Annotated in this window: 18 protein-coding genes; 4 read left to right on the plus strand and 14 right to left on the minus strand. The window is 70.0% G+C overall.

Annotation, left to right across the window (positions count from 1 at the left end):
- Positions 1–196: 196 nt before the first annotated feature.
- Positions 197–1,033: a universal stress protein gene (locus tag PV363_RS01135; RefSeq protein ID WP_220341931.1), complete on the minus strand. Its 837-nt coding sequence runs from the start codon at positions 1,031–1,033 to the stop codon at positions 197–199.
- A 60-nt stretch (positions 1,034–1,093) separates the two neighbouring features.
- Here PV363_RS01135 and deoC point away from each other — a divergent pair, with 60 nt between their 5' ends.
- Genes deoC through PV363_RS01155 form a run of 4 tightly spaced genes read left to right on the plus strand, consistent with a single transcriptional unit; the run spans position 1,094 to position 5,001 of the window.
- The gene (deoC, locus tag PV363_RS01140; protein WP_220341932.1) at positions 1,094–2,044 is read left to right on the plus strand and encodes a deoxyribose-phosphate aldolase; all 951 of its coding nucleotides are present in this window, start codon (positions 1,094–1,096) and stop codon (positions 2,042–2,044) included.
- Between the two features lie 7 nt (positions 2,045–2,051).
- Positions 2,052–3,530, plus strand: a complete 1,479-nt coding sequence (locus tag PV363_RS01145; RefSeq protein ID WP_301021512.1) for an aldehyde dehydrogenase family protein — start codon at positions 2,052–2,054, stop codon at positions 3,528–3,530.
- A complete protein-coding gene (locus PV363_RS01150) occupies positions 3,527–4,387 on the plus strand; it encodes an aldehyde dehydrogenase family protein (RefSeq protein ID WP_220341934.1) in 861 nt (286 codons plus the stop codon). Before PV363_RS01145 ends, PV363_RS01150 begins: the two co-directional genes overlap by 4 nt.
- Positions 4,384–5,001: an ATP-binding protein gene (locus PV363_RS01155; protein WP_301021513.1), complete on the plus strand. Its 618-nt coding sequence runs from the start codon at positions 4,384–4,386 to the stop codon at positions 4,999–5,001. Before PV363_RS01150 ends, PV363_RS01155 begins: the two co-directional genes overlap by 4 nt.
- A gap of 38 nt (positions 5,002–5,039) precedes the next feature.
- On the opposite strand, the gene PV363_RS01160 is transcribed toward PV363_RS01155, so the two are convergent.
- The 13 genes from PV363_RS01160 to PV363_RS01220 form a co-directional block, all read right to left on the minus strand.
- Positions 5,040–6,665, minus strand: a complete 1,626-nt coding sequence (locus tag PV363_RS01160) for a substrate-binding domain-containing protein (protein ID WP_220345268.1) — start codon at positions 6,663–6,665, stop codon at positions 5,040–5,042.
- Between the two features lie 96 nt (positions 6,666–6,761).
- Positions 6,762–8,369 carry a substrate-binding and VWA domain-containing protein gene (locus PV363_RS01165; RefSeq protein ID WP_301021514.1) on the minus strand — a complete coding sequence of 536 codons (1,608 nt, stop codon included), beginning with the start codon at positions 8,367–8,369 and terminating at the stop codon, positions 6,762–6,764.
- A gap of 65 nt (positions 8,370–8,434) precedes the next feature.
- Positions 8,435–9,502 carry an adenosine deaminase gene (locus tag PV363_RS01170; protein ID WP_220341937.1) on the minus strand — a complete coding sequence of 356 codons (1,068 nt, stop codon included), beginning with the start codon at positions 9,500–9,502 and terminating at the stop codon, positions 8,435–8,437.
- Positions 9,503–9,525: 23 nt separating this feature from the next.
- Positions 9,526–10,815, minus strand: coding sequence for a thymidine phosphorylase (locus PV363_RS01175; protein ID WP_301021515.1), 1,290 nt, complete (start codon positions 10,813–10,815; stop codon positions 9,526–9,528).
- Complete coding sequence (locus PV363_RS01180) at positions 10,812–12,023, minus strand: cytochrome P450 (protein ID WP_301021516.1); 1,212 nt, start codon at positions 12,021–12,023, stop codon at positions 10,812–10,814. Before PV363_RS01180 ends, PV363_RS01175 begins: the two co-directional genes overlap by 4 nt.
- A gap of 23 nt (positions 12,024–12,046) precedes the next feature.
- The gene (locus PV363_RS01185; RefSeq protein WP_220342527.1) at positions 12,047–12,442 is read right to left on the minus strand and encodes a cytidine deaminase; all 396 of its coding nucleotides are present in this window, start codon (positions 12,440–12,442) and stop codon (positions 12,047–12,049) included.
- Positions 12,443–12,459: 17 nt separating this feature from the next.
- Entirely contained in the window at positions 12,460–13,719 is a 1,260-nt protein-coding gene (locus tag PV363_RS01190) for an ABC transporter permease (RefSeq protein ID WP_220341940.1), read from the minus strand.
- Positions 13,716–14,807, minus strand: a complete 1,092-nt coding sequence (locus tag PV363_RS01195; protein WP_301021517.1) for an ABC transporter permease — start codon at positions 14,805–14,807, stop codon at positions 13,716–13,718. The genes PV363_RS01190 and PV363_RS01195 overlap by 4 nt, the downstream gene beginning before the upstream one ends.
- Complete coding sequence (locus tag PV363_RS01200; RefSeq protein WP_220341942.1) at positions 14,804–16,309, minus strand: ABC transporter ATP-binding protein; 1,506 nt, start codon at positions 16,307–16,309, stop codon at positions 14,804–14,806. The genes PV363_RS01195 and PV363_RS01200 overlap by 4 nt, the downstream gene beginning before the upstream one ends.
- 110 nt (positions 16,310–16,419) lie before the next feature.
- Entirely contained in the window at positions 16,420–17,490 is a 1,071-nt protein-coding gene (locus PV363_RS01205) for a BMP family ABC transporter substrate-binding protein (protein WP_220341943.1), read from the minus strand.
- A gap of 156 nt (positions 17,491–17,646) precedes the next feature.
- Positions 17,647–18,825 (minus strand): amidohydrolase, encoded by a 1,179-nt coding sequence (locus PV363_RS01210; RefSeq protein WP_220341944.1) that lies wholly within the window; start codon positions 18,823–18,825, stop codon positions 17,647–17,649.
- A 99-nt stretch (positions 18,826–18,924) separates the two neighbouring features.
- Positions 18,925–19,671 (minus strand): succinate dehydrogenase/fumarate reductase iron-sulfur subunit, encoded by a 747-nt coding sequence (locus PV363_RS01215; RefSeq protein WP_220341945.1) that lies wholly within the window; start codon positions 19,669–19,671, stop codon positions 18,925–18,927.
- Complete coding sequence (locus PV363_RS01220) at positions 19,668–21,641, minus strand: fumarate reductase/succinate dehydrogenase flavoprotein subunit (RefSeq protein ID WP_220341946.1); 1,974 nt, start codon at positions 21,639–21,641, stop codon at positions 19,668–19,670. Before PV363_RS01220 ends, PV363_RS01215 begins: the two co-directional genes overlap by 4 nt.
- Between the last annotated feature and the right edge of the window lies 1 nt (position 21,642).

The raw sequence follows: 21,642 nt of genomic DNA on the forward strand, positions 1-21,642 counted from the left end.
TCGTCGTCATCCTGCGCCGACCACCACCCGTCGGGGGACCGGGGTTTCAGCACACACGGCCAGAACCTCGGCCGTTCTCCAATGGGTCAAGCCTACATATCATGACAAACCGGACACAAGAACTCTGGGGTGTGACAAAGGGACCAGGGATCGCGGCCGGTGGCGGCCACGATCCCTGGTCCTCGTTCGTTACCCCTCAGCGCACGACGGCCACGCTGCAGCGCGCACGGTGCAGCAGGCCCTGGCTCACCGAGCCCAGGAGCATGCCCTCGAAGGCCCCGCGGCCACGGGACCCGACGACGACCAGCGCCGCGGTCTCCGAGGCCTCCGCGAGCGCGACCGAGGCCGGGACGGTGATCGCCTCTCGCGTCACCGCGACGCCGGGGAAACGAGCCGCGTACGGCGCCACCACGTCCTTCAGCATGTCCTCCGCGACGGCGATCTCGTCCCCCACGGTGGTGGGAATGAAGCCGGACAGGATCGCCGGGCTCGACGCCGACGTCTGGAACCCGTAGACCACCGCGAGCTCGACGCCCGCGGCCTCGGCATACGCGAAGGCCCACTCGAGGGCGGGGCGGCTGCCGTCCGAGCCGTCGGTGCCCACCACGACGCGGGTCGCCTGAGCCTGCGCCTGCTCACGGACGACGATGACCGGGCGCGGGGACTGCCGGGCGACGTGCTGGCTGACCGACCCCACGACGAGGTCCGAGAGCGTGCTGTGCCCCCGGCTGCCCATCACGACCACCGAGGACTCCTCGGCGCAGCGGACGAGCTGCTCGGCCGGCTTGCCGGTGCGGGTCTCGACCTCGTACGACGGCACGCCGTCACCGTCGAGGAGGGCGCGAGCCTCGGCGAGAAGGCTCTCCTCGACCTCGTCGGCGGCCTCGGAGGCCGCCAGGTCGTCGGTGAGGACGCCGACTGCGCGCACCGGCGCTCCCACCGCTCGCGCGTACCGCATGCCCCAGCGGAGTGCTCGGATGCTGTCGTCGGAACCGTCGATACCGACCAGGACGGGTGCGTGTGCGTCAGTCATGACCCCAGCATGCCCGCAGCGCGGGGACGGCGCCCCAAGGCCCCCGCCTAGACTGTCGGGGTGACCACGACACCGACCGACCTCGGCAACGCCGCTGACGTCCGGACCGTGCTGGGCGACCTCTCGGGCGTCGACCAGGTCGGACTGGAGGCACGCGCCGCCGCGCTCGCGACCCGATCGATCAAGAAGGACGCCAAGCGCACCGCGATCGACCTCGCGATCTCGATGGTCGACCTGACCACCCTCGAGGGCTCCGACACCCCCGGCAAGGTCCGCTCCCTCGCCGCCAAGGCGCTGCGTCCGGACCCCTCCGACCCGACCTGCCCCCGTGTCGCCGCCGTCTGCGTCTATCCCGACCTCGTCGGCACAGCGCGCGAGGCCCTCGGCGACGCCCCTGTCGGCGTGGCCAGCGTCGCGACCGCGTTCCCCTCCGGCCGCGCACCGCTGGAGGTGAAGGTGATCGACACCGAGTACGCCGTCGCTGCCGGCGCGAGCGAGATCGACATGGTCATCGACAGGGGCGCCTTCCTCGCCGGCGACCTGCAGAAGGTCTACGAGGAGATCGTCGCGATCCGCGCCGCGTGCGAGCGCCCCGACGGCACCCACGCCCACCTCAAGGTCATCCTGGAGACCGGCGAGCTCGCGACGTACGACAACGTCCGCAAGGCGTCGTGGCTGGCGATGCTGGCCGGCGCCGACTTCATCAAGACGAGCACGGGCAAGGTCTCCCCGGCCGCCACGCTGCCGGTCACCCTGTTGATGCTCGAGGCGGTCCGCGACTACCGCGACGCCTTCGGCCGCCAGGTGGGCGTGAAGCCCGCCGGCGGGATCCGCACCACCAAAGACGCGATCAAGTACCTCGTGACGGTCAACGAGACCGCAGGGATCGACTGGATGACGCCGACCTGGTTCCGGTTCGGCGCGTCGAGCCTGCTGAACGACCTGCTGATGCAGCGACAGAAGCTCAAGACCGGTCGCTACTCCGGCCCCGACTACGTGACGATCGACTGAGGCACCGATGGCTGAGTTCACCGATCCCCCCGTTGTCCCCCCGACCGGGCTCGACTACGCGCCCGCCCCCGAGTCGCGCTCCGTCGTCGACCTCCAGCCCTCGTACGGGTTGTTCATCGACGGCGCGTTCACCGAGGGCAGCGACGGCCGTACGTTCAAGACGGTCAACCCCGCCACCGAAGAGGTCCTCGCCGAGGTCACCGAGGCCACCGAGGCCGACGTCGACCTCGCCGTGGACGCCGCGCGGCGGGCGTTCGCCGGCTGGTCCCGGATGCCGGGCCGCGAGCGCGCGAAGTACCTCTACCGGATCGCCCGCATCCTCGCCGAGCGGAGCCGAGAGCTGGCCGTGCTCGAGTCGCTCGACAACGGCAAGCCGATCCGCGAGTCGCGCGACGTCGACATCCCGCTGGTCTCGCAGTGGTTCTTCTACTACGCGGGATGGGCCGACAAGCTGTCGTACGCCGGCCTCGGCGCCAACCCGCGCCCGCTCGGCGTCGCCGCACAGGTCATCCCGTGGAACTTCCCGCTGCTCATGCTCAGCTGGAAGATCGCGCCGGCCCTCGCCGCCGGCAACACCGTCGTCCTCAAGCCGGCCGAGACGACGCCCCTCACCGCGCTGCTGTTCGCCGAGATCTGCCAGCAGGCCGATCTCCCGCCGGGCGTCGTCAACATCGTGACGGGCGCGGGAACGACCGGTCAGACGCTCGTGTCGCACCCGGGCATCGACAAGGTCGCGTTCACCGGCTCCACCGACGTGGGTCGACAGATCGCCCGCGCGGTCGCGGGCACGGACAAGCGACTCACCCTCGAGCTCGGCGGCAAGGCCGCCAACATCGTCTTCGAGGACGCGCCGATGGACCAGGCGATCGAGGGCATCGTCTCGGGCATCTTCTTCAACCAGGGCCACGTCTGCTGTGCCGGGTCGCGGCTGCTCGTCCAGGAGAACGTCTACGACGAGGTGATGGAACGGCTCAAGCGCCGGATGGCGACCCTGCGCGTGGGCGACCCGCTCGACAAGAACACCGACATCGGGGCGATCAACTCGCGCGAGCAGCTCGAGCGCATCACCGAGCTCGCCGACGCGGGTGACGCCGAGGGTGCCGAGCGCTGGTCGCCACCGTGCGAGCTGCCGAGCTCCGGCTTCTGGTACGCACCGACGGTGTTCACCGGCGTCACGCAGGCGCACCGGATCGCGCGCGAGGAGATCTTCGGCCCCGTGCTGTCGGTCCTCAGCTTCAGGACACCCGACGAGGCGGTCGCGAAGGCCAACAACACCCCGTACGGCCTCTCGGCCGGAGTGTGGACCGACAAGGGCTCGCGCATCCTGGCCATCGCCGACCGGCTGCGAGCCGGCGTGGTGTGGGCCAACACGTTCAACAAGTTCGACCCGGCGTCGCCCTTCGGCGGCTACAAGGAGTCCGGCTACGGCCGCGAGGGTGGCCGCCAGGGCCTCGCCGCATACCTGCAGGAGGGCGAGACCGCATGAGCCGGCTCGACGTGCGCAAGACCTACAAGCTCTACATCGGCGGGTCGTTCCCGCGGTCGGAGTCGGGGCACACCTACGAGGTCCTCGACACCGAGGGACGCTTCCTCGCCAACGCCGCCAAGGCGTCGCGCAAGGACGGCCGAGACGCGGTCGGTGCGGCCCGGAAGGCCTTCGGCGGCTGGAGCGCCCGCACCCCCTACAACCGCGGACAGATCCTCTATCGGGTGGCCGAGATGATCGAGGGTCGCCACGACCAGTTCATGTCCGACGTCGTCTCGGCCGAGGGCCTCAACACCCAGCAGGCCTCGAAGGTCGTCGACGCCGCGGTCGACCGGTGGGTCTGGTACGCAGGGTGGGCCGACAAGCTCGCGCAGGTCACCGGCAACGCCAACCAGGTGGCCGGCCCCTACTTCAACCTGTCGTCCCCCGAGCCGACGGGCGTGGTCGTCGTGGTCGCGCCGCAGGACGACAGCCTCCTCGGGCTCGTCAGCGTGCTGGCTCCCGTCATCGTCTCCGGCAACACCGCGGTGGTCGTGACGTCGTACGCCCGCCCGCTCCCGGCGGTGACGCTCTCCGAGGTCCTCGCCACGTCCGACGTGCCCGGTGGGGTCGTCAACATCCTCACTGCGGACGCAGCGGACGTCGCCCCGTGGCTCGCCGGTCATCTGGACGTCAACGGGCTCGACCTCACCGGCGTCGACGACGCCTCGCTCGCCACCGACCTCGAGGCGGAGGCCGCCGTCAACCTGAAGCGCGTCGTACGCCCGAGCAGGCCGGACTGGGCTGCAGAGCCGTCGCTCTCCCGGATGACGGCCTTCCTCGAGACGAAGACCGTCTGGCACCCCGTCGGCGTGTGACCGCTCACCGCTCCCCCGGGGTCGTGGTCCTCACCGGGCCGTCAGGCTCCGGCAAGTCCCGCGTGGCCGAACGCAGCGGCCTGCCCGTGGTCCGGCTCGACGACTTCTACCGCGAGGGCGACGACCCGCTGCTGCCGACCATCACGTTCGGCGACACCGAGGTCGTCGACTGGGACGACGCCCGATCGTGGGACGCCGCCGCCGCGTGCGACGCCCTCGAGCGCCTGTGCACGACCGGCGAGGTCGAGGTCCCTGTGTACGACATCGCCCTCAGCCGGCAGACGGGGAGGCACACGGTCGCTCTCGGTGACGCCACAACGGTGGTGGCCGAAGGGCTGTTCGCCCAGGCGGTCGTCGCCGAGCTCGCGCGGCGCGGGCTCCTCGCCGACGCCATCTGCGTGCGGCACCACCGCGTCGTCACATTCGTCCTCCGGCTCGTGCGCGACCTGCGCGAGAAGCGCAAGCCGCTCCCCGTTCTCCTCCGACGCGGCTGGCACCTCATGCGGGAGGAACCGACCGTCGTCGCGGAGGCGGTCGACCACGGCTGCCGCCCGATGACGCCACGCCGGGCCGAGCGCCACATCGACATCGTCGCCGCCGCCACACGACGGTGACGACGGCGACGAGGGTGACGGCTCAGTAGCGCGAAGGCTCAGTAGCGCGACTGCAAGGCGTTGATGAAGACGTCCACGATCTCGTCCGGCTCGCGCGCGAGGTAGACCTGCCCGCCGCTGGCCGTGGCGATCTTCTGCAGGGCGAAGCCGTCCGCGTCCTGGGTGATACCGATCGCCACCACCACGACCGGACGGGCTGGGTCCCGCTCGCGCTGCAGCGCCGCCACGAGCTCGCCCTGGGAGATGCTCCCGGGGTCGTCGTTGCGCCCGCCGGTCAGGATGATCACCGAGTTGACCGTCTTGGGATCGTAGGACGCCTGCACCTCACGGTAGGCCGCGAGCGTCACGTCATAGAGCCCGGTGCGCCCACCGACCCGCTTGGGCAGACTCTGGATGACACGGGTCACCTTCTGGCGCTGGGTGCCCGCCCCGTCCTTCGCGTCCAGGCGCTGCATCGATGCGAGCGCCTTCCAGTCCTTCTTGCCGTCGAGCTTCTCGGAGAACACCCACGTACCGAGCGCCCACGAGTCCGGCATCAGGCCAAGGCCCTTGAGTGCGGCCTGCGCGGTCAGCGCCATCTTGGTCGACCCGCCAGCACGCGCCTTCATCTGCTTGGACACGTCGATCACCGCGAGCGCCCGGGCCGGCATCGCGATGAGCGACCACCGCTTGATGGTGTCGGCGACGATCGCGTCGTCCGAGAGGGACATCGCCTCGAAGTCACCGACGCTCCGTCCCGACTCCAAGGGTTCACCCAGAGGAGAGCGGAACCCGGCCTTCGTGAACGCGGCCTGTGAAGGCTTCGACATCAGCGCATCACCCAGTGCCTCCGCCGCCTCGTCGTGCTCGGAGTCACCGGAGACCGCCACCAGCGGATAGCCGAGCGCGAGGCTGGCCGAGGTCGGCAGCACCGGGTCGAACGCGGCAGACGACTCGGACCAGGCGTTGAACGCCTGCTCGCTGACGACCGTGCTGCCGCCCGACTTCGCGACCGCCGCGAGCAGCGCCGCGGGATCGGTCGGAGGCGGGTTGCCGGACTGGCGCTGCGCGAGCCTCACCTGAGCGGCACTCACGGTGTTGAACGTCGTGGGCGAGACTCCGCGGGCAGCTTCCGCGTAGGCAGCGAGGAGCGGCCCCGCGGCGGTGGCAGTGGCGAGCGGGTCGCCCGCGGTGAACGTCGCGCTGGTGAGCACCGAGAGCCAGGACGAGGGGTGGGGTCCGTCTGACTTCGGCCACGCCAGGACCACAGGGGTGCTGGCGATCGAACGCACGACCGTCTTCGGCGCAGCGACGCCCTCGACGAGCTGGGACGACACCCGCGACACCCACACCGACGAGTCCGGGACCCACAGCTCCGGCGCGCCGTCACCGATCGCCACCGACTGCGCGGTGAGCGCCGGGGGCTCTCCCACCACGTCATAGGTGAGGCACGAGCCGCGATCCACACGTCGTGCTGCCGCGGCGACGAGATCCTCCGCCTCCGGGGCGACGGCGACCCGGACCACCACGTCCGAGCCGCACCCTGCTGATGCGGAAGGGTCGTCGTGGCGAGCCACCAGAACGCCGACCACCGCGACCGCGACCACGAGCGCCACGGCACCGACCGCGTACTTCAGGCCCCCGCGAGCCCCCAGGTCCTTGTCCCCGGCGTGTCGCCCGCCCATGTCTGCTCCTTGACTCGTGAACGGCTGCCGGCGGCGTCCCTCGACGCCGCCGCTCCGCCCCGATGTCCCGGGCGGAGCGACGGCATGCGGGTGGAGCTAACCGCGGGCTTCCAGTGCCTTGACGAACACGTTCGCGATCTCGTCCGGCTCACGGGCGATGTAGGACTGGCCGCCCGTGGCCTTCGCGATCTTCTCGAGCGCCGATGCGTCCGCGTCCTTCGTGATGCCGATCGTGATGACGATCACCGGGCGAGCGGGGTCACGCTCGCGCTGCAGCGTGGCGAGCAGCTCCGACAGCGAGAGGCTGTTGGCGTCCTCGTTCTTTCCGTCGGTCAGGATCACGACCGAGTTGATCGACTTCGGGTCGTACTGCGCCTGCACCGTGCGCCACGCCGCGAGGGTCGTGTCGTACAGGCCGGTGCCGCCTCCGACGAGCGAGGGCATCGATCGCGTCGCGTCGACGCCGAGATCACGGTGCTTGACGCCATCGGTGACGGTGCCGAGCTTGCGGATCGCGGCGAGCTTCTTCCAGTCCTGCGTGCCGTCGATCCGGTGGGAGAAGGCCCACGAGCCGACCGACCAGGAGTCGGGCATCAGCGACAGGCCGGTCAGCGCCGCCTCGACGGTCAACGCCATCCGGCTCGAGTCACCGGCCTGCGCCTCCATCGAGCCCGACACGTCGACCACCGAGAGCATCTGCGCCGGCAGGGCGATGACGGACCACTTGCGCAACGTCTGCGCGACCAGCTGAGGGTTGTCGATCGTGATGGGGGCGAACTTGCCGACGCCCACGCCCTCGGGCAGGGGCTCGCCCTTCGGGGTCCGGAACCCGGCGGCGGTGAGGTCCTTGACGCCGTCGGCCGAACCGAGCGCCGAGGCGAGCGCCTTGCCGACCTCCTTGTTGCCCGGGTTGTCCGACGTCGCCGCCATCGGGTAGTCGAGTAGCAGACTGCCCGTCTGGGGGACGACCGCGACGAACGGGCTGGCCTCCTGCGCGGCAAACGCCTGCTCGCTCACGACCGTGCTGCCCCCGGCCTTCGCAACCTCCGCGAGGAGCTCCGACGGATTGGTCTTGGGTGTGGTGACCGACTGCCGCTGGGCGATGGTGACCATCGTCGCGCTGACCTGGTCGGCACTCATCAGCCCCTTGGCCGCCTCGGCCTGCGCCGCAAGCAGAGGGACAGCCGCCGAGGTCGTGGCGAGCGCGTCCCCGGTCGTAAACTTCGGGTCCGACATCGCCTGGAGCCACGTCTCCGGACGCCCGGGGCCGTCCTTGGGCAGCGCCAGGACGATCGGTGACAGGGCAACCGACTTGGCGATCTCCTGAGGCCCCTGCGCGCCCTCGACGAGCTGCGCGCTGACGCGGGCGAGCCAGAGCGACGAGTCCGGGATCCAGAGATCGGGTGCGCCTTCGCCGATCGCCAACGTCTGCGCGACGAGAGCGGGAGCCTGTGGCTCGACCGTGAACTTCGCGCACGCGTCGCCGCTGACGCGCTTGGTCGCCGCCTCGACGACCGGCGCGATCTCAGGCGCGGCCGCGACGGTGACGTCGCGCGTCGTGGAGCACGACGCAGCAGCGGGGTTGTCGTCCTCCTGAAGGACGAACACCCCGGTCAAAATGGTGGCGATGACCACGAGCCCGATGCCGTACTGCCACTTGTGGCCGGAATCGGACTCCTTGGCAACGGCATGACGCCCGCCCATAGAATCTCCCTAACTCGTGGCACGTTTCACACACGACTGCGCACAAGGTAGCAGAGTCCGAATTGCTAAATACCATAAGCAGGCTTGATCGCATCTTGGATCAGTGCGAGGCGCTCGTCGAACGGCAGGAACGCGCTCTTCATCGCGTTCACCGTGAACCATCTGAGGTCGTCCAGGTCGTAGCCGAAGGCGTCCACGAGAAGGCCCATCTCGCGTGACAACGAGGTCTGGCTCATGAGGCGGTTGTCGGTGTTCACCGTCACCCGGAAGCCGAGCCGAGCGAGCGTGCCGATGGGGTGCTCGGCGATCGACGCGGCCGCCCCGGTCTGCACGTTCGACGACGGGCACAGCTCGAGCGGGATGCGCTTGTCACGGACGTACGCCGCCAGCCGGCCCAGTCGGGGACGCTCTGGGTCACTGATGTCGATGTCGTCGATGATGCGCACGCCGTGACCGAGCCGGTCGGCACCGCACCACTGGATCGCCTGCCAGATCGACGGCAGCCCGAACGCCTCACCCGCGTGGATGGTGAAGTGGGCGTTCTCGCGATGCATGTACTCGAAGGCGTCGAGGTGGCGGGTCGGAGGATAGCCGGCCTCGGCTCCGGCGATGTCGAAACCGACGACACCGCGATCGCGGTAGGCGACCGCCAGCTCGGCGATCTCCAACGACCGCGCCTGGTGCCGCATGGCCGTCAGGATCTGCCGCGCGTGGATCGTGCGGCCGCGACGTGCGGCCTCCGCCGTCCCCTGGGCGAAGCCTTCGCGTACCGCGTCGACGGCGCCGGTCAGCGAGAGCCCTTCACGAAGGTGCTGCTCGGGCGCCCAGCGCACCTCGGCATAGAGGACGCCGTCGTCGGCGAGGTCCTCGGCGCACTCGCGCGCCACACGCACGAGGTCCTCGGTGGTCTGCATGACACCGACCGTGTGCTCGAACGTCTCGAGGTAGCGCACGAGACTGCCCGAGTTCGCGGCGTCGGCGAACCACTGCCCGAGCGCGGCGTGATCGTCGACCGGCAGCTCGTGCCCTGTGCGGTCCGCGATGTCGGCGACGGTCGACGGACGCACACCGCCGTCGAGGTGGTCGTGCAGGAGGACCTTCGGGACGCGTGCGATCTGCTCGGGACTGACCATCGGGTCAGCCTAGTTCGCCGCCGTCAGACGATGCGCTCCAGGACCGGGGAGCCGGCCACGGAGGGCGCCGCGTCGCCGATGTCGTAGCCACCCTCGAGCGCGGCGAGGGCGCGGGGGAACCGCTCCGGCGTGTCCGTGTGCAGCGTCATGATCGGCTCCCCCTCGCGCACGGCGTCACCGGGCCGCACGTGCAGCTCGACACCGGCCGCCGCCTGCACCGACTCCCCGGGCCGCGAGCGGCCTGCGCCCAGGCGCCAGGCGGCGAGCCCGACGGCCATCGCGTCCAGCCGGGTGACGAAGCCGTCACGCTCGGCAGCGACCACCTGGATGTCGCGGGCACGAGGCAGCTCGGCATCGGGGTCCCCACCCTGGGCCGTGATCATCCGGCGCCAGACGTCCATCGCGCGACCGGACGCCAGCACGTCGGCCGGGTCGACGTCTTCTCGGCCGGCGGCCGAGAGCATCTCCCGCGCCAGGGCGACCGTGAGCTCCACGACGTCCGCGGGACCACCGCCCGCGAGCACCTCGACCGACTCGCGCACCTCCATCGCGTTGCCCGCGGTCAGCCCGAGAGGTGTCGACATGTCGGTGACCAGGGCGCGGGTGTCGACGCCTGCGTCCTTGCCGAGCGCGACCATCGTGCGGGCGAGCTCGCGTGCGGCGTCGAGGTCCTTCATGAACGCGCCGGACCCGACCTTCACGTCCAGGACCAGCGAGCCCGTCCCCTCGGCGATCTTCTTGCTCATGATCGAGCTCGCGATCAGCGGGATCGACTCGACGGTGCCGGTGACGTCGCGCAGCGCATAGAGCTTCTTGTCGGCCGGCGCCAACCCCTTGCCCGCCGCGCAGATCACGGCGCCCACGTCCTCGAGCTGGGCCATCATCTCCTCGTTGGAGATCTCGGCGCGCCAGCCCGGGATGGACTCGAGCTTGTCGAGGGTGCCACCGGTGTGGCCCAGTCCACGGCCCGACAGCTGCGGGACCGCGACGCCGCAGGCCGCGACGAGCGGGGCGAGCGGGAGCGTGATCTTGTCGCCCACTCCCCCGGTCGAGTGCTTGTCCGCGGTCGGCCACGAGAGACCGGAGAAGTCCATCCGCTCACCGCTGCGGATCATCGCGTCGGTCCACCGGGCGATCTCGGTGAACTCCATGCCGTTGAGCACGATCGCCATCGCCAGCGAGGCCATCTGCACGTCGGCGACCTCACCGCTGGTGAAGCCGTCGACGACCCAGTCGATCTGAGATCCGGTCAGCACGTGGCCGTCCCGCTTCGCCGCGATCACCTCGACCGCGTCGTGCCCTGACATCGTCATGCTGCCTCCCCGAGGTTGATCTGTACGGACTCGAAGCCTCGCAGCACCCAGGTGGGCCGACGCGGGGCGACCCCGGTCAGCTCCAGCCGGGGGAACCGCTGGAGGAGGCGCGAGATCGAGATCTCGAGCTCCATCCTGGCCAGCGGTGCACCGAGGCAGAAGTGCAGTCCCATCCCGAAGCCGACGTGCGGGTTCGGATCGCGGGCGACGTCGAACGCCTCGGGGTCGGTGAAGACGGCGGCGTCACGGTTGGCCGATCCCATGAGACAGGCGACCGTGTCGCCCTCGCGGACCAGGGTGCCGGCGACGTCGACGTCCTCGGTCGCCGTCCGCTCGAACATCTGCAGCGCCGCGTCGTAACGGATCATCTCCTCGAGCGCCGTGGTCACCGACACCTCCCCGGAGAGCACGCGGTCACGCTGCTCGGGGTGCGACAGGAGCGCATGGACTCCGTTGCCGAAGACGTTGACCGAGGCCTCGTGACCGGCGTTGAGCAGCAGCACCACGGTGGCGACCAGCTCGTCCTCGCTGAGGCGGGCCGCGCCGCCCGAGGCGGTGTCTCGCTCGGCGATGAGGTCGGTGAGAAGGTCCTCCCCGCGGATGCCCTGCGCCATCTGCGCCTTGCGCTCGTCCACCAGCTCGGCGACGTACGCGCTGAAGGCCACGCTCGCCTCGATGGCCTCCCGCTTGGTCGTGTCGTCGACGCCCTGCTCGTACATGTGCACGATGGCCTGCGACCACGCGCGCAGCTGCGCGTGGTCGGCGCCCGGCACACCGAGCAGGTCGCAGATCACGTAGACCGGCAGCGGCTCGGCGTAGTCGCCGAGGATGTCGGCCGTGCCCGAGAGCCCGTCGAGCAGCCCTGCGGTCAGCGCCTCGACGCGTGGCCGCATCCGTTCGACGTGGCCGCGCCCGAAGGCACCGGCGACGAGCCGCCGCAGCCGCGTGTGTGCGGGCGGCTCGTTCTCCATCATCTGGTTGCGGTGCAGAGCGTTGAACGGCTCCATGTCGTCGACCGGCTCCCAGTCCCGCCAGAGGCGGCCGAGCCGTCGGTTGCGCAGCGTCTGGCTGACCGCGTCGTGGGTGGTGGCGAGCCAGCGCCGGGACGGCTCGTGCCACAGCAGCGGGCCTGCGGCACGCAGCTCGGCGAGCACCGGGTACGGATCCGCGACGAACGCGGGATCGCTGAGGTCGACGTCGGTCTTCACGCCTCCATCATCGCCCGCGGCGCTCAGCGGCCCGTCGCGAGGTCGCCGTCGTCGAAGGCGTCCGGGAGGACCTCGGTCATCGGCACGACGCCACGCGGCCCGTCCAGGAGCATCTGGGGCCCACCGCTCTCCCAGAGCAGCTGACGGCACCGACCGCACGGCATCACCGGGTCGCCGTGGCCGTCGACGCACACCACGGCGACCAGGCGACCACCTCCGGTGGAGTGCAGCGCCGAGACCATCCCGCACTCGGCGCAGAGCGCGACCCCGTACGCCGCGTTCTCGACGTTGCAGCCGACCACGACACGGCCGTCGTCGACCAGGCCCGCCGCACCCACGCGGTAGCGCGAGTACGGAGCGTACGCGCGCTCCATCACCGCGACAGCCGCCTCGCGCAGGGCGGGCCAGTCGACGGTCACCGTGGGTGTTGCGTCCGTCATCCTGCCTGCCCCTTCCGGTACGGCTTCCCGTCGGCCGCGGGCATCCGCAGCCGTTGCGTCCCGAGCGCGAGCACCAGCAGCGTCGCGACGTACGGCGTCATGCCGGCGAACTCGCGCGGCACCTCGTCGCTCAGCAGGAACCAGGCCAGGAAGCCGACACCCACGGCGGCGAAGAGGATCGCGTTCTTGCGGTCGCCCTGCCGCAGGCGCAGGACGGTGAAGACCAGGAGCAGCACCGCGACCAGGAGCAGCAGCGCGTGCACGGCGTCGGCGTTGCGCAGCTGCATCGCGTCGGTGTAGCCGAACATCGTCGCGGCGCCCGCGGCGCCGAACGGTCGCCAGTTGCCGAAGATCATGGCCGCGAGCCCGATGTAGCCACGGCCACCGGTCTGCCCGGTGACGAAGCCGCTGGAGGCCACGAGCACGAGCATGTAGCCACCGAGACCGGCGAAGACACCGGAGATGACGACCGCGACGTACTTGAAGAGGTAGACGTTGACCCCGAGGGTCTCCGCAGCCTGCGGGTTCTCTCCGCACGAGCGCAGCCGGAGTCCGAAGGTCGTGCGCCACAGGATCCATGCCGTGAACAGCACGAGTGCCGCCACCAGGTAGACCATGATCGACATGTTGCGGGTGAGCGCTGCGACCACCGCCGCGAGGTCGGAGATCACGAACCAGTGCTTGCCGGCGAGCTCGGCCGCGGCGTCGCCCAGCCAGGGGATCTCCACCTTGGGTGGCGTCTCGAGACCGGTGAGCTGCTTGATGCCGCCGCCGTCGAGGTCCCGGAAGTAGGCCTCGGCGAGGAACGCGACGGCTCCGGCGCCGATGATGTTGAGCGCGACACCGGAGACGATGTGGTCGACCCCGAACGTCACCGTGGCGACGGCGTGAAGGAGGCCGCCGAGGGCGCCCATGAGCGCGGCACCGAGGAGGCCGCCCCACGGACCGTAGAAGTAGGTGAAGTAGGCCGCACCCCAGGTCCCGAGGATCATCTGTCCCTCGAGCCCGATGTTGACGATGCCGGCGCGCTCGGCCCAGACGCCGCCGAGCGCGGCGAGCAGGATCGGGCAGGTCGCGATCAGAGCGGCCTGGATGGTGCCCACGGAGTCGATCTCGTGGGCGCCGCTGATCAGCCGCACCGACGACACGATCGCCAGGAAGCCGAAGGTGACGATCAGCCAGCGGTACGACCGTCCGACCGAGGCCGACGGTGCGGGAGGAGGCGGCGGCGTCGTCGTCGTGACCACGGTGCTCATGCCGGGACCTCCTCGGTGGTCGTGTCCTGGCGGGTCTGGGCGACCCTCTGCTCCTCGGACCGGACGCGATATCGACGCACCAGCTCGTAGGCGATGACCACGGCGAGCACGATGATGCCCTGGGTGATCTGGATGACCTCGACCGAGATGCCGGCCTCGATCGTGAGGCGGTTCGACTGCTCGTTGAGATAGGCGAACAGCAGGGCGGCGAAGGCGATCGGCAGCGCTCGGTTGCGTCCGAGGAGCGCCACCGCGATACCCGTGAAGCCGAGGCCGACCTGGAAGGTGGTGCCGTAGTAGTGGGCGCTGCCGAACAGCGACGGCATCCAGATGAGACCGGCGATGCCACCGGAGATGAGCATCGTCAGGATCGTCATCTTCTTGGTGTTCACACCGCTCGCGACCGCGGCGGACTCCGACTGCCCGGTGGCTCGCAGGTCGAAGCCGAACCGTGTCTTGTTGAGCACGAGCCAGAAGGCGACTCCCGCGAGGACGGCGAGCAGGCCGAGGGTCCAGACCTCCCCGGCGGCCTTCTCGAAGGGCTGCCAGCCCGGCACCTGGCTGGACTCGGGGATCACCTCGGTACGGCGGGAGTCACCGGCCTTGACGCCGTAGGTGTTGATCAGGTAGCCGGTGATCGTCACCGCGATGGCGTTCAGCATGATCGTCGAGATGACCTCGCTGACGCCGCGCGTCACGCGCAGCAGGCCTGCGATCCCGGCCCAGGCGGCGCCGGCCGCCACGGCCACCAGCAGCGCCCCGATCACGTTGAGAGCACCGGGCAGGAGCGCAGCCCCCGCGAACAGCGCACCGGCGTACGCGGCCATGCGGTACTGGCCCTCGACACCGATGTTGAAGAGGTTCATCCGGAAGCCGACGGCGGCGGCGAGCGCGGAGAGATAGATCAACGACGTCTGGTTGGCGATGTTGACCAGGATCCGGTCGGCCGGCCAGGAGAAGATGATCCCGATGAAGTCAGCGGCAGAGCCGCCGGAGATCTCGATGACCAGGCTCGTGACCGCGAGCGAGAACGCGATCGCGAGGAGGGGCGCGGCCACGGCCACGGCGATGTTGCGCAGGCGGTTCATTCTTCCTCCTGTCCGCCCGTCATGGCCTCACCGAGGTCCTGCGGGGTGACCGTACGCGGGTCGAAGGTGCCGACGAGACGACCCCGCAGGATGACCTCGATCCGGTCGGAGAGGCCGATGAGCTCGTCGAGGTCGGCAGAGATCAGGAGGACCGCGAGGCCCGCCCGGCGGGCGTCCTTGATCTGGTCCCAGATCGCTGCCTGGGCACCGACGTCGACGCCTCGGGTGGGGTGGGAGGCGATGAGCAGGCTCGGCTCACCGGAGAGCTCGCGCCCGACGATGAACTTCTGCTGGTTGCCGCCGGACAGCGCGCGGGCCATCGTGTCGATGCCGGGGGTCCGGACGTCGTACTGCTCGACGATCCGCTCCGCGTCCCGCCGCGATCCACCGCGGTTGATCCAGCCGCCCTTGACGGCGACGTCCTCGTAGGTGTGCCCGAGGACGCGGTTCTCCCAGAGCGGGGAGTCGAGGAGGAGTCCGTGCCGGTGCCGGTCCTCCGGGATGTAGCCCACACCTGCTGCGCGCCGGCGTCGTGTCCCCCAGCGGGACATGTCCTCGTCCCCGAGGCGCACCCGGCCGGTGGCGGGCCGCATGGCGAGGATGCCCTCGACGAGCTCGTTCTGCCCGTTGCCCTCCACGCCGGCGATGCCCAGCACCTCGCCGCGGTGGATCTGCAGGTTGATCCCCTCGAGGACCGTACGGCCGAACTCGTCGACCATCGTGAGGTCCTCGACCGACAGCTGGACGGTCTCGGTGACGGTCGACTCCTCGGTCGCGGGCGACGGCAGCTCGGACCCGACCATGAGCTCGGCCAGCTGCCGCTTGGTGGCGCTCGACGGGTCGGGGTGGCCGACGGTGGTCCCGCGACGCAGGACCGTGATCGCGTCGGCGATCGACAGGACCTCGTCGAGCTTGTGGGAGATGAACAGGATGGTGTGACCCTCGGCCTTCAGTCCTTCGAGGTTCGCGAAGAGCGCCTCGACCTCCTGCGGGACGAGCACGGCGGTCGGCTCGTCGAGGATGATGATCTTGGCGCCGCGGTACAGCACCTTCAGGATCTCGAGCCGCTGCCGGGAGGCGACGCCCAGCGACTCGACGAGCACGTCGGGGTCCAGGTGGAACCCGAATCGCTCGGAGATCGCTCGGACCTCGGCACGAGCCTTCGCGCCGGTGCCATGGAGCTTCTCGGCCCCGAGGACGACGTTCTCGAGGACCGTCAGGTTGTCGGCCAGCATGAAGTGCTGGAAGACCATCCCGATCCCGTGCGCGATCGCATCGGACGGGCTCGAGAACGAGACGACCTCACCGTCGACCTGGATGGTCCCCGCGTCCGGCTTCTGCACCCCGTACAGGATCTTCATCAACGTCGACTTGCCCGCGCCGTTCTCGCCGATGACGGCGTGGACCGTGCTCGGCGCGATCCGCATGTTGACGTCGTGGTTCGCGACTACGCCGGGGAAGCGCTTCTCGATTCCCTGGAGCTCCACCGCGGAGGTCGTCATCGTGCTCCTTCTGAACTCCAGCTGAACGGGCTCGGACCCGGGGTGACTGGACGCCACCCCGGGTCCGCTGCCACGACCGTCACGATAGGACTCGAGGCCCTACCTGGCGATCACGGCGCTGCCGAAACCTTGATCTTGCCGCTCTTGATCTCGTCCGCGTAGCCGTTGAGCTCACCCTCGATGTCGTCGACGTACCCACCGGAGGTGGCGTAGCCGACGCCGTCGGACTTGAGATCGTAGACCTTGTAGCCGACGAGCGGCTTGCCCTCGTCGACTGCCTTGATCGCGTCGAAGCTGGCGACGTCGACGCGCTTGAGCATCGAGGTCAGGATGTGCGGCTTCTCGGACTTCGAGGCGGTCAGCCACTGGTCGGAGTCGACGCCGATGGCCCACATGCCGTCACCGGCCTCGACAGCGGCCTGGAAGACACCGGCACCCGAGCCGCCGGCGGCGTGGTAGACCACGTCGGCGCCCTGGTCGAACATCCCGGTTGCGGCGGCCTTGCCCCCGGCGGGATCGTTGAAGCCGCTCGCGTCGGACTCCTCGATGTACTTCACCTGGACCTTGATGTCCGGCTTGGCCTGCTTGGCGCCTGCGACGTATCCGGCCTCGAACTTGTTGATGAGGTCGGAGTTCACGCCGCCGACGAAGCCGACGGTTCCGGTCTTGGACTTGAGTGCCGCGGCAGCGCCGACGAGGAACGAGCCCTGCTCCTCGGCGAACCCGAGGTAGGCGACGTTCTCGTTGGGCTGGTCGTCGGGATCGAAGCCGTCGACGACGTCGAAGTTGACCTCCGGGTAGTCCGGAGCGACCTTGTTGACCGACTCGCTGTAGAGGAAGCCGACCGCGAGGATCGGGTTGTGGCCTCCGTCGGCGAGCTGGCGGAGACGGTCCTCACGAGCGGACTCGGCCTCGCCGTCCTGGGCCTCGGCCTCGGTGCAGGTGGCGTCGAGCTCGTCGACGGCCTTCTTGACGCCGACGGCGGCGGCGTCGTTGAAGGACTTGTCGCCCTGACCGCCCACGTCGTAGGCGATGCCGACGTTGGGGCCGTCCCCCTTGGCGGCCGCGCAGTCGAGCGCGTTGCCGCCCGACTTCGCGTTGTCGTCATCGCTGTCATCGTCGCTGCCGCAGCCGGCGAGAGCCAGCGCAGCCACCGCGGCCAGCGCGGTGATCTTGCCCATTCGACGCAAGGGGACTCCTCAGTCAGGAAATTTGTTCGTGCCCGGGCCAGGCCCGGAGGATTTTCGAACCATAACCCCGACGTCTGCGGCACGAACCACAGACCCCCAGGTAGATGCGCACTTGTTATCGGCGCCACACCGGTCCGCGCGGGGTGGTCAGACCGTCGCGCTCGCCAGCGCCGACATGGCGAGGACCTTCGCGCCGATCGCCACGGCCCGCTCGTCGATGCGCAGGTTGCCCTGGTGGAGGTCGTACGTCGGTCCGCCAGGTGTGCGGGTCCCGAGCCGTCCCATCGATCCAGGGACCGACTCGACGAACCAGGCGAAATCCTCGCCTCCGAGGCTCTGGCTGGTCGTCGTCACGGCGGTCGGGCCGAGGGCGACGGCGACCGCGTCGCGCAGGATCTCGGTCGACTCCACGTCGTTGACGACCGGCGGGACGCCCTGGGTGTAGGTGACCTCGGCATCCACGCCGTACGGAGAGACGATCTCGCGGACGAGCGCCCGCACGAGGTGCTCCGCCTCGTGCCAGGCGGTGGCGTCGAGCATGCGCAGCGTCCCGGAGGCCTCGCCGGTCGCGGGGATGACGTTGGGAGCGCTGCCCGCGTTGATGCTGCCCCACACGAGACTGGCCCCGGCGCGCGGGTCGAGCCGTCGCGAGAGCGCCGCGGGCAGCTGGGTGCAGAGCGTCGCCAGGGCGAAGGTGAGGTCCTGGGTGAGGTGAGGACGCGACGTGTGTCCCCCACGGCCGCTGAGCTGGACCCGCACCCGGTCGGCGGCACCGGTGATGGAGCCCTCTCGCAGCCCCACGAGCCCGACGTCGAGAGAGGGGTCGCAGTGCAGCGCGAACGCCCGCGAGACGCCCGACAGCGCGCCCGCGGCGAGGATCGACAGCGCACCACCGGGCATCACCTCCTCGGCGGGCTGGAACACCAGCCGCACCCGGACAGGGAGCCCTCCGTCGTGCGCGTGCCGCGCGAGGGCGCCGGCCGCCCCGATGAGGGCCGCGGTGTGGACGTCGTGGCCGCACGCGTGCGTCACACCGGGCACGGACGAGCGCCACGGGTCGGAGGTCTTGTCTGTGATGGGCAGGGCGTCGAGATCGGCGCGCAACGCCACGACGGGTCCCTCGGCGTCACCGACCTCGGCGACGAGCCCTGTCGGGTCCAGTCGCGTCGACTCGATCCCGAACTTGTCCAGCCAGCCCGCCACGACGTCGGTGGTGCGGTGCTCCTGCCAGGACAGCTCCGGATGGGCGTGCAGGTCACGGCGGACGTCGAGCAGGTCGGGCACGAGTGCGTCGACGGCCGCGACGAGGTCCGCGGGCGTGGGCATGGCCTCAGGTTATCGCGAGGTCTCGGTCGCACCGCCCCGGCCGGCGGCAAGTCGGCGGCCCGCACCTGCTCCAGGTGCGGGCCGTCGGACGGACGTCGGTCAGTCCTTGCCCTTGGCAAGCGCTCCGAGCAGGTCGCGGTTGAGCCGCGAGATCGTCTCGAGCGGGATGCCCTTGGGGCAGGCTGCCGTGCACTCGCCGATGTTGGTGCAGTTGCCGAAGCCCTCGGCGTCGTGCTGCTCCACCATGCTCACCACGCGCTCGGCGCGCTCGGGCTGTCCCTGCGGGAGCAGGCCGAGGTGGGTGATCTTGGCGGCGGTGAAGAGCATCGCCGAGCCGTTCGGGCAGGCGGCGACACAAGCGCCACAGCTGATGCAGGCGGCCGCCTCGAAGGCGCGGTCGGCGTCTTCCTTGGGAACGGGGAGGTTGTTGGCCTCGGGCGCCGATCCGGTCGGAGCGCTGATGTAGCCGCCCGCCTGGATGATGCGGTCGAACGCCCCGCGGTCGACGACGAGGTCCTTGACCACCGGGAAGCTCGCCGAGCGCCACGGCTCGATGTCGATGACGTCGCCGTCGTTGAAGGACCGCATGTGCAGCTGGCAGGTGGTCGTACGCTCCGGGCCGTGCGCCAGCCCGTTGATGACCACGCCGCACATGCCGCAGATGCCCTCGCGACAGTCGCTGTCGAAGGCGATCGGCTCCTCCCCCTCGAGGGTGAGGCGCTCGTTGAGCACGTCGAGCATCTCGAGGAACGACATGTGCTCCGAGACGTCGTCCAGCTCGTAGCCGACCATCGTGCCCTGGTCGGAAGTGTTGGCCTGACGCCACGCACGAATGGTGATCTTCACTTGTAGCTCCGCTGCTTCATCTCGACGTTCTGGTACACCAGTGCTTCCTTGTGCAGGACCGGCTTGCCGCCGTCCCCACCGAACTCCCAGGCCGCGACGTAGGCGTACTCGTCGTCGTGACGCAGCGCCTCACCGTCCTCGGTCTGGCTCTCGACACGGAAGTGGCCTCCGCAGGACTCGCGGCGGTGGAGCGCGTCGATGCACATCAGCTCGCCGAGGTCGATGAAGTCGGCCACCCGGCCGGCGCGCTCGAGGGTCTGGTTGAGGTCCTCGTTGACGCCGGTCACCTTGACGTCTCGCCAGAACTCCGTGCGCAGCTCACGGATGAGCTCGATCGCCTTGAGCAGCCCGCCCTCGGACCGCGCCATGCCGCAGTACTCCCACATGATGGTGCCGAGCTCGCGGTGGAAGGAGTCGACCGTCCGGGTGCCGTTGATCGACAGCAGCTTCTCGATGCGGTCGGTGACCTGCTGCTTGGCCTCGACGGCAGCGGGGTGCGACTCGTCGACCGGCTCGTACGGGCCGTCGGCCAGGTAGTTCGCCAGCGTGTTGGGCAGGACGAAGTAGCCGTCGGCCAGACCCTGCATCAGCGCGCTCGCCCCGAGACGGTTCGCGCCGTGGTCGGAGAAGTTGGCCTCGCCGGTCACGAACAGGCCCGGGATGGAGCTCTGCAGGTCGTAGTCGACCCACAGCCCGCCCATCGTGTAGTGCACGGCCGGATAGATCCGCATCGGCGTCTCGTACGGGTTCTCGCCCGTGATCTGGGCGTACATGTCGAAGAGGTTGCCGTACTTCGCCTCGACCGTGGCGCGTCCGAGGCGGGCGATCGCGTCGGCGAAGTCGAGGTAGACCCCGAGGCCGCCGGGACCGACGCCACGGCCCTCGTCGCAGACGTACTTGGCGGCGCGCGAGGCGATGTCACGAGGCACGAGGTTGCCGAACGCCGGGTACTGGCGCTCCAGGTAGTAGTCGCGCTCCTCCTCGGGGATCTCCGCGGCCGGACGGTCGTCGCCGGCCTTCTTGGGGACCCAGATGCGGCCGTCGTTGCGCAGCGACTCGCTCATCAGGGTGAGCTTGGACTGGTAGGCGCCCGAGACGGGGATGCAGGTCGGGTGGATCTGCGTGTAGCAGGGGTTGCCGAAGTAGGCGCCCTTGCGGTGCGCCCGCCAGGGCGCGGTGACGTTGGACCCCATCGCGTTGGTCGACAGGAAGAAGACGTTGCCGTAGCCGCCGGTCGCGAGGACGACGGCGTCGGCGAAGTGCGACTCGATCTCGCCGGTGACCATGTCACGCACCACGACCCCGCGGGCGCGGCCGTCGGCGACGATCACCTCGAGCATCTCGTGGCGGGTGTGGTTGACGACGGTCCCCGCGGCGACCTGACGCTCCAGCGCCTGGTAGGCGCCGATCAGCAGCTGCTGGCCGGTCTGGCCGCGCGCATAGAACGTGCGCGAGACCTGCACGCCGCCGAACGAGCGGTTGTCGAGGAGTCCGCCGTACTCACGGGCGAAGGGCACGCCCTGGGCGACGCACTGGTCGATGATCTCGACCGAGACCTCGGCGAGCCGGTAGACGTTGGACTCCCGGCTCCGGAAGTCGCCGCCCTTGACCGTGTCGTAGAACAGCCGATAGATCGAGTCGCCGTCGTTGCGGTAGTTCTTGGCGGCGTTGATGCCACCCTGCGCGGCGATCGAGTGCGCCCGTCGCGGGCTGTCCTGGTAGCAGAAGCTGGTGACCTGGTAGCCGGCCTCACCCAGGGTGGCGGCCGCCGAGGCGCCGGCGAGGCCGGTGCCGACGATGATGACCTTGAGCTTGCGGCGGTTGGCCGGGTTGACCAGCTTGGCCTCGAAGCGGCGGGTCTCCCAGCGCTTGGTCACGTCGACGTCGGGCGCCTTCGTGTCGGCGATCGGGGCGCCGAGGTCGTAGAGGTCGGTGAAGTCGTCGGTGCGTTCCGAGACGTTGACGGTCATG

Source organism: Mumia sp. (genome assembly GCF_028803055.1).
Classification (GTDB): Bacteria; Actinomycetota; Actinomycetes; order Propionibacteriales; family Nocardioidaceae; genus Mumia.

What these genes read in the sequence shown, in the direction of transcription:
- PV363_RS01135 (WP_220341931.1), bottom strand. Translation starts at nt 1,033, where the DNA reads ATGACTGACGCACACGCACCCGTCCTGGTCGGTATCGACGGTTCCGAC.
- PV363_RS01145 (WP_301021512.1), top strand. Translation starts at nt 2,052, where the DNA reads ATGGCTGAGTTCACCGATCCCCCCGTTGTCCCCCCGACCGGGCTCGAC.
- PV363_RS01150 (WP_220341934.1), top strand. Translation starts at nt 3,527, where the DNA reads ATGAGCCGGCTCGACGTGCGCAAGACCTACAAGCTCTACATCGGCGGG.
- PV363_RS01160 (WP_220345268.1), bottom strand. Translation starts at nt 6,665, where the DNA reads ATGGGCGGGCGACACGCCGGGGACAAGGACCTGGGGGCTCGCGGGGGC.
- PV363_RS01165 (WP_301021514.1), bottom strand. Translation starts at nt 8,369, where the DNA reads ATGGGCGGGCGTCATGCCGTTGCCAAGGAGTCCGATTCCGGCCACAAG.
- PV363_RS01170 (WP_220341937.1), bottom strand. Translation starts at nt 9,502, where the DNA reads ATGGTCAGTCCCGAGCAGATCGCACGCGTCCCGAAGGTCCTCCTGCAC.
- PV363_RS01175 (WP_301021515.1), bottom strand. Translation starts at nt 10,815, where the DNA reads ATGACGATGTCAGGGCACGACGCGGTCGAGGTGATCGCGGCGAAGCGG.
- PV363_RS01190 (WP_220341940.1), bottom strand. Translation starts at nt 13,719, where the DNA reads ATGAGCACCGTGGTCACGACGACGACGCCGCCGCCTCCTCCCGCACCG.
- PV363_RS01195 (WP_301021517.1), bottom strand. Translation starts at nt 14,807, where the DNA reads ATGAACCGCCTGCGCAACATCGCCGTGGCCGTGGCCGCGCCCCTCCTC.
- PV363_RS01200 (WP_220341942.1), bottom strand. Translation starts at nt 16,309, where the DNA reads ATGACGACCTCCGCGGTGGAGCTCCAGGGAATCGAGAAGCGCTTCCCC.
- PV363_RS01205 (WP_220341943.1), bottom strand. Translation starts at nt 17,490, where the DNA reads ATGGGCAAGATCACCGCGCTGGCCGCGGTGGCTGCGCTGGCTCTCGCC.
- PV363_RS01210 (WP_220341944.1), bottom strand. Translation starts at nt 18,825, where the DNA reads ATGCCCACGCCCGCGGACCTCGTCGCGGCCGTCGACGCACTCGTGCCC.
- PV363_RS01220 (WP_220341946.1), bottom strand. Translation starts at nt 21,641, where the DNA reads ATGACCGTCAACGTCTCGGAACGCACCGACGACTTCACCGACCTCTAC.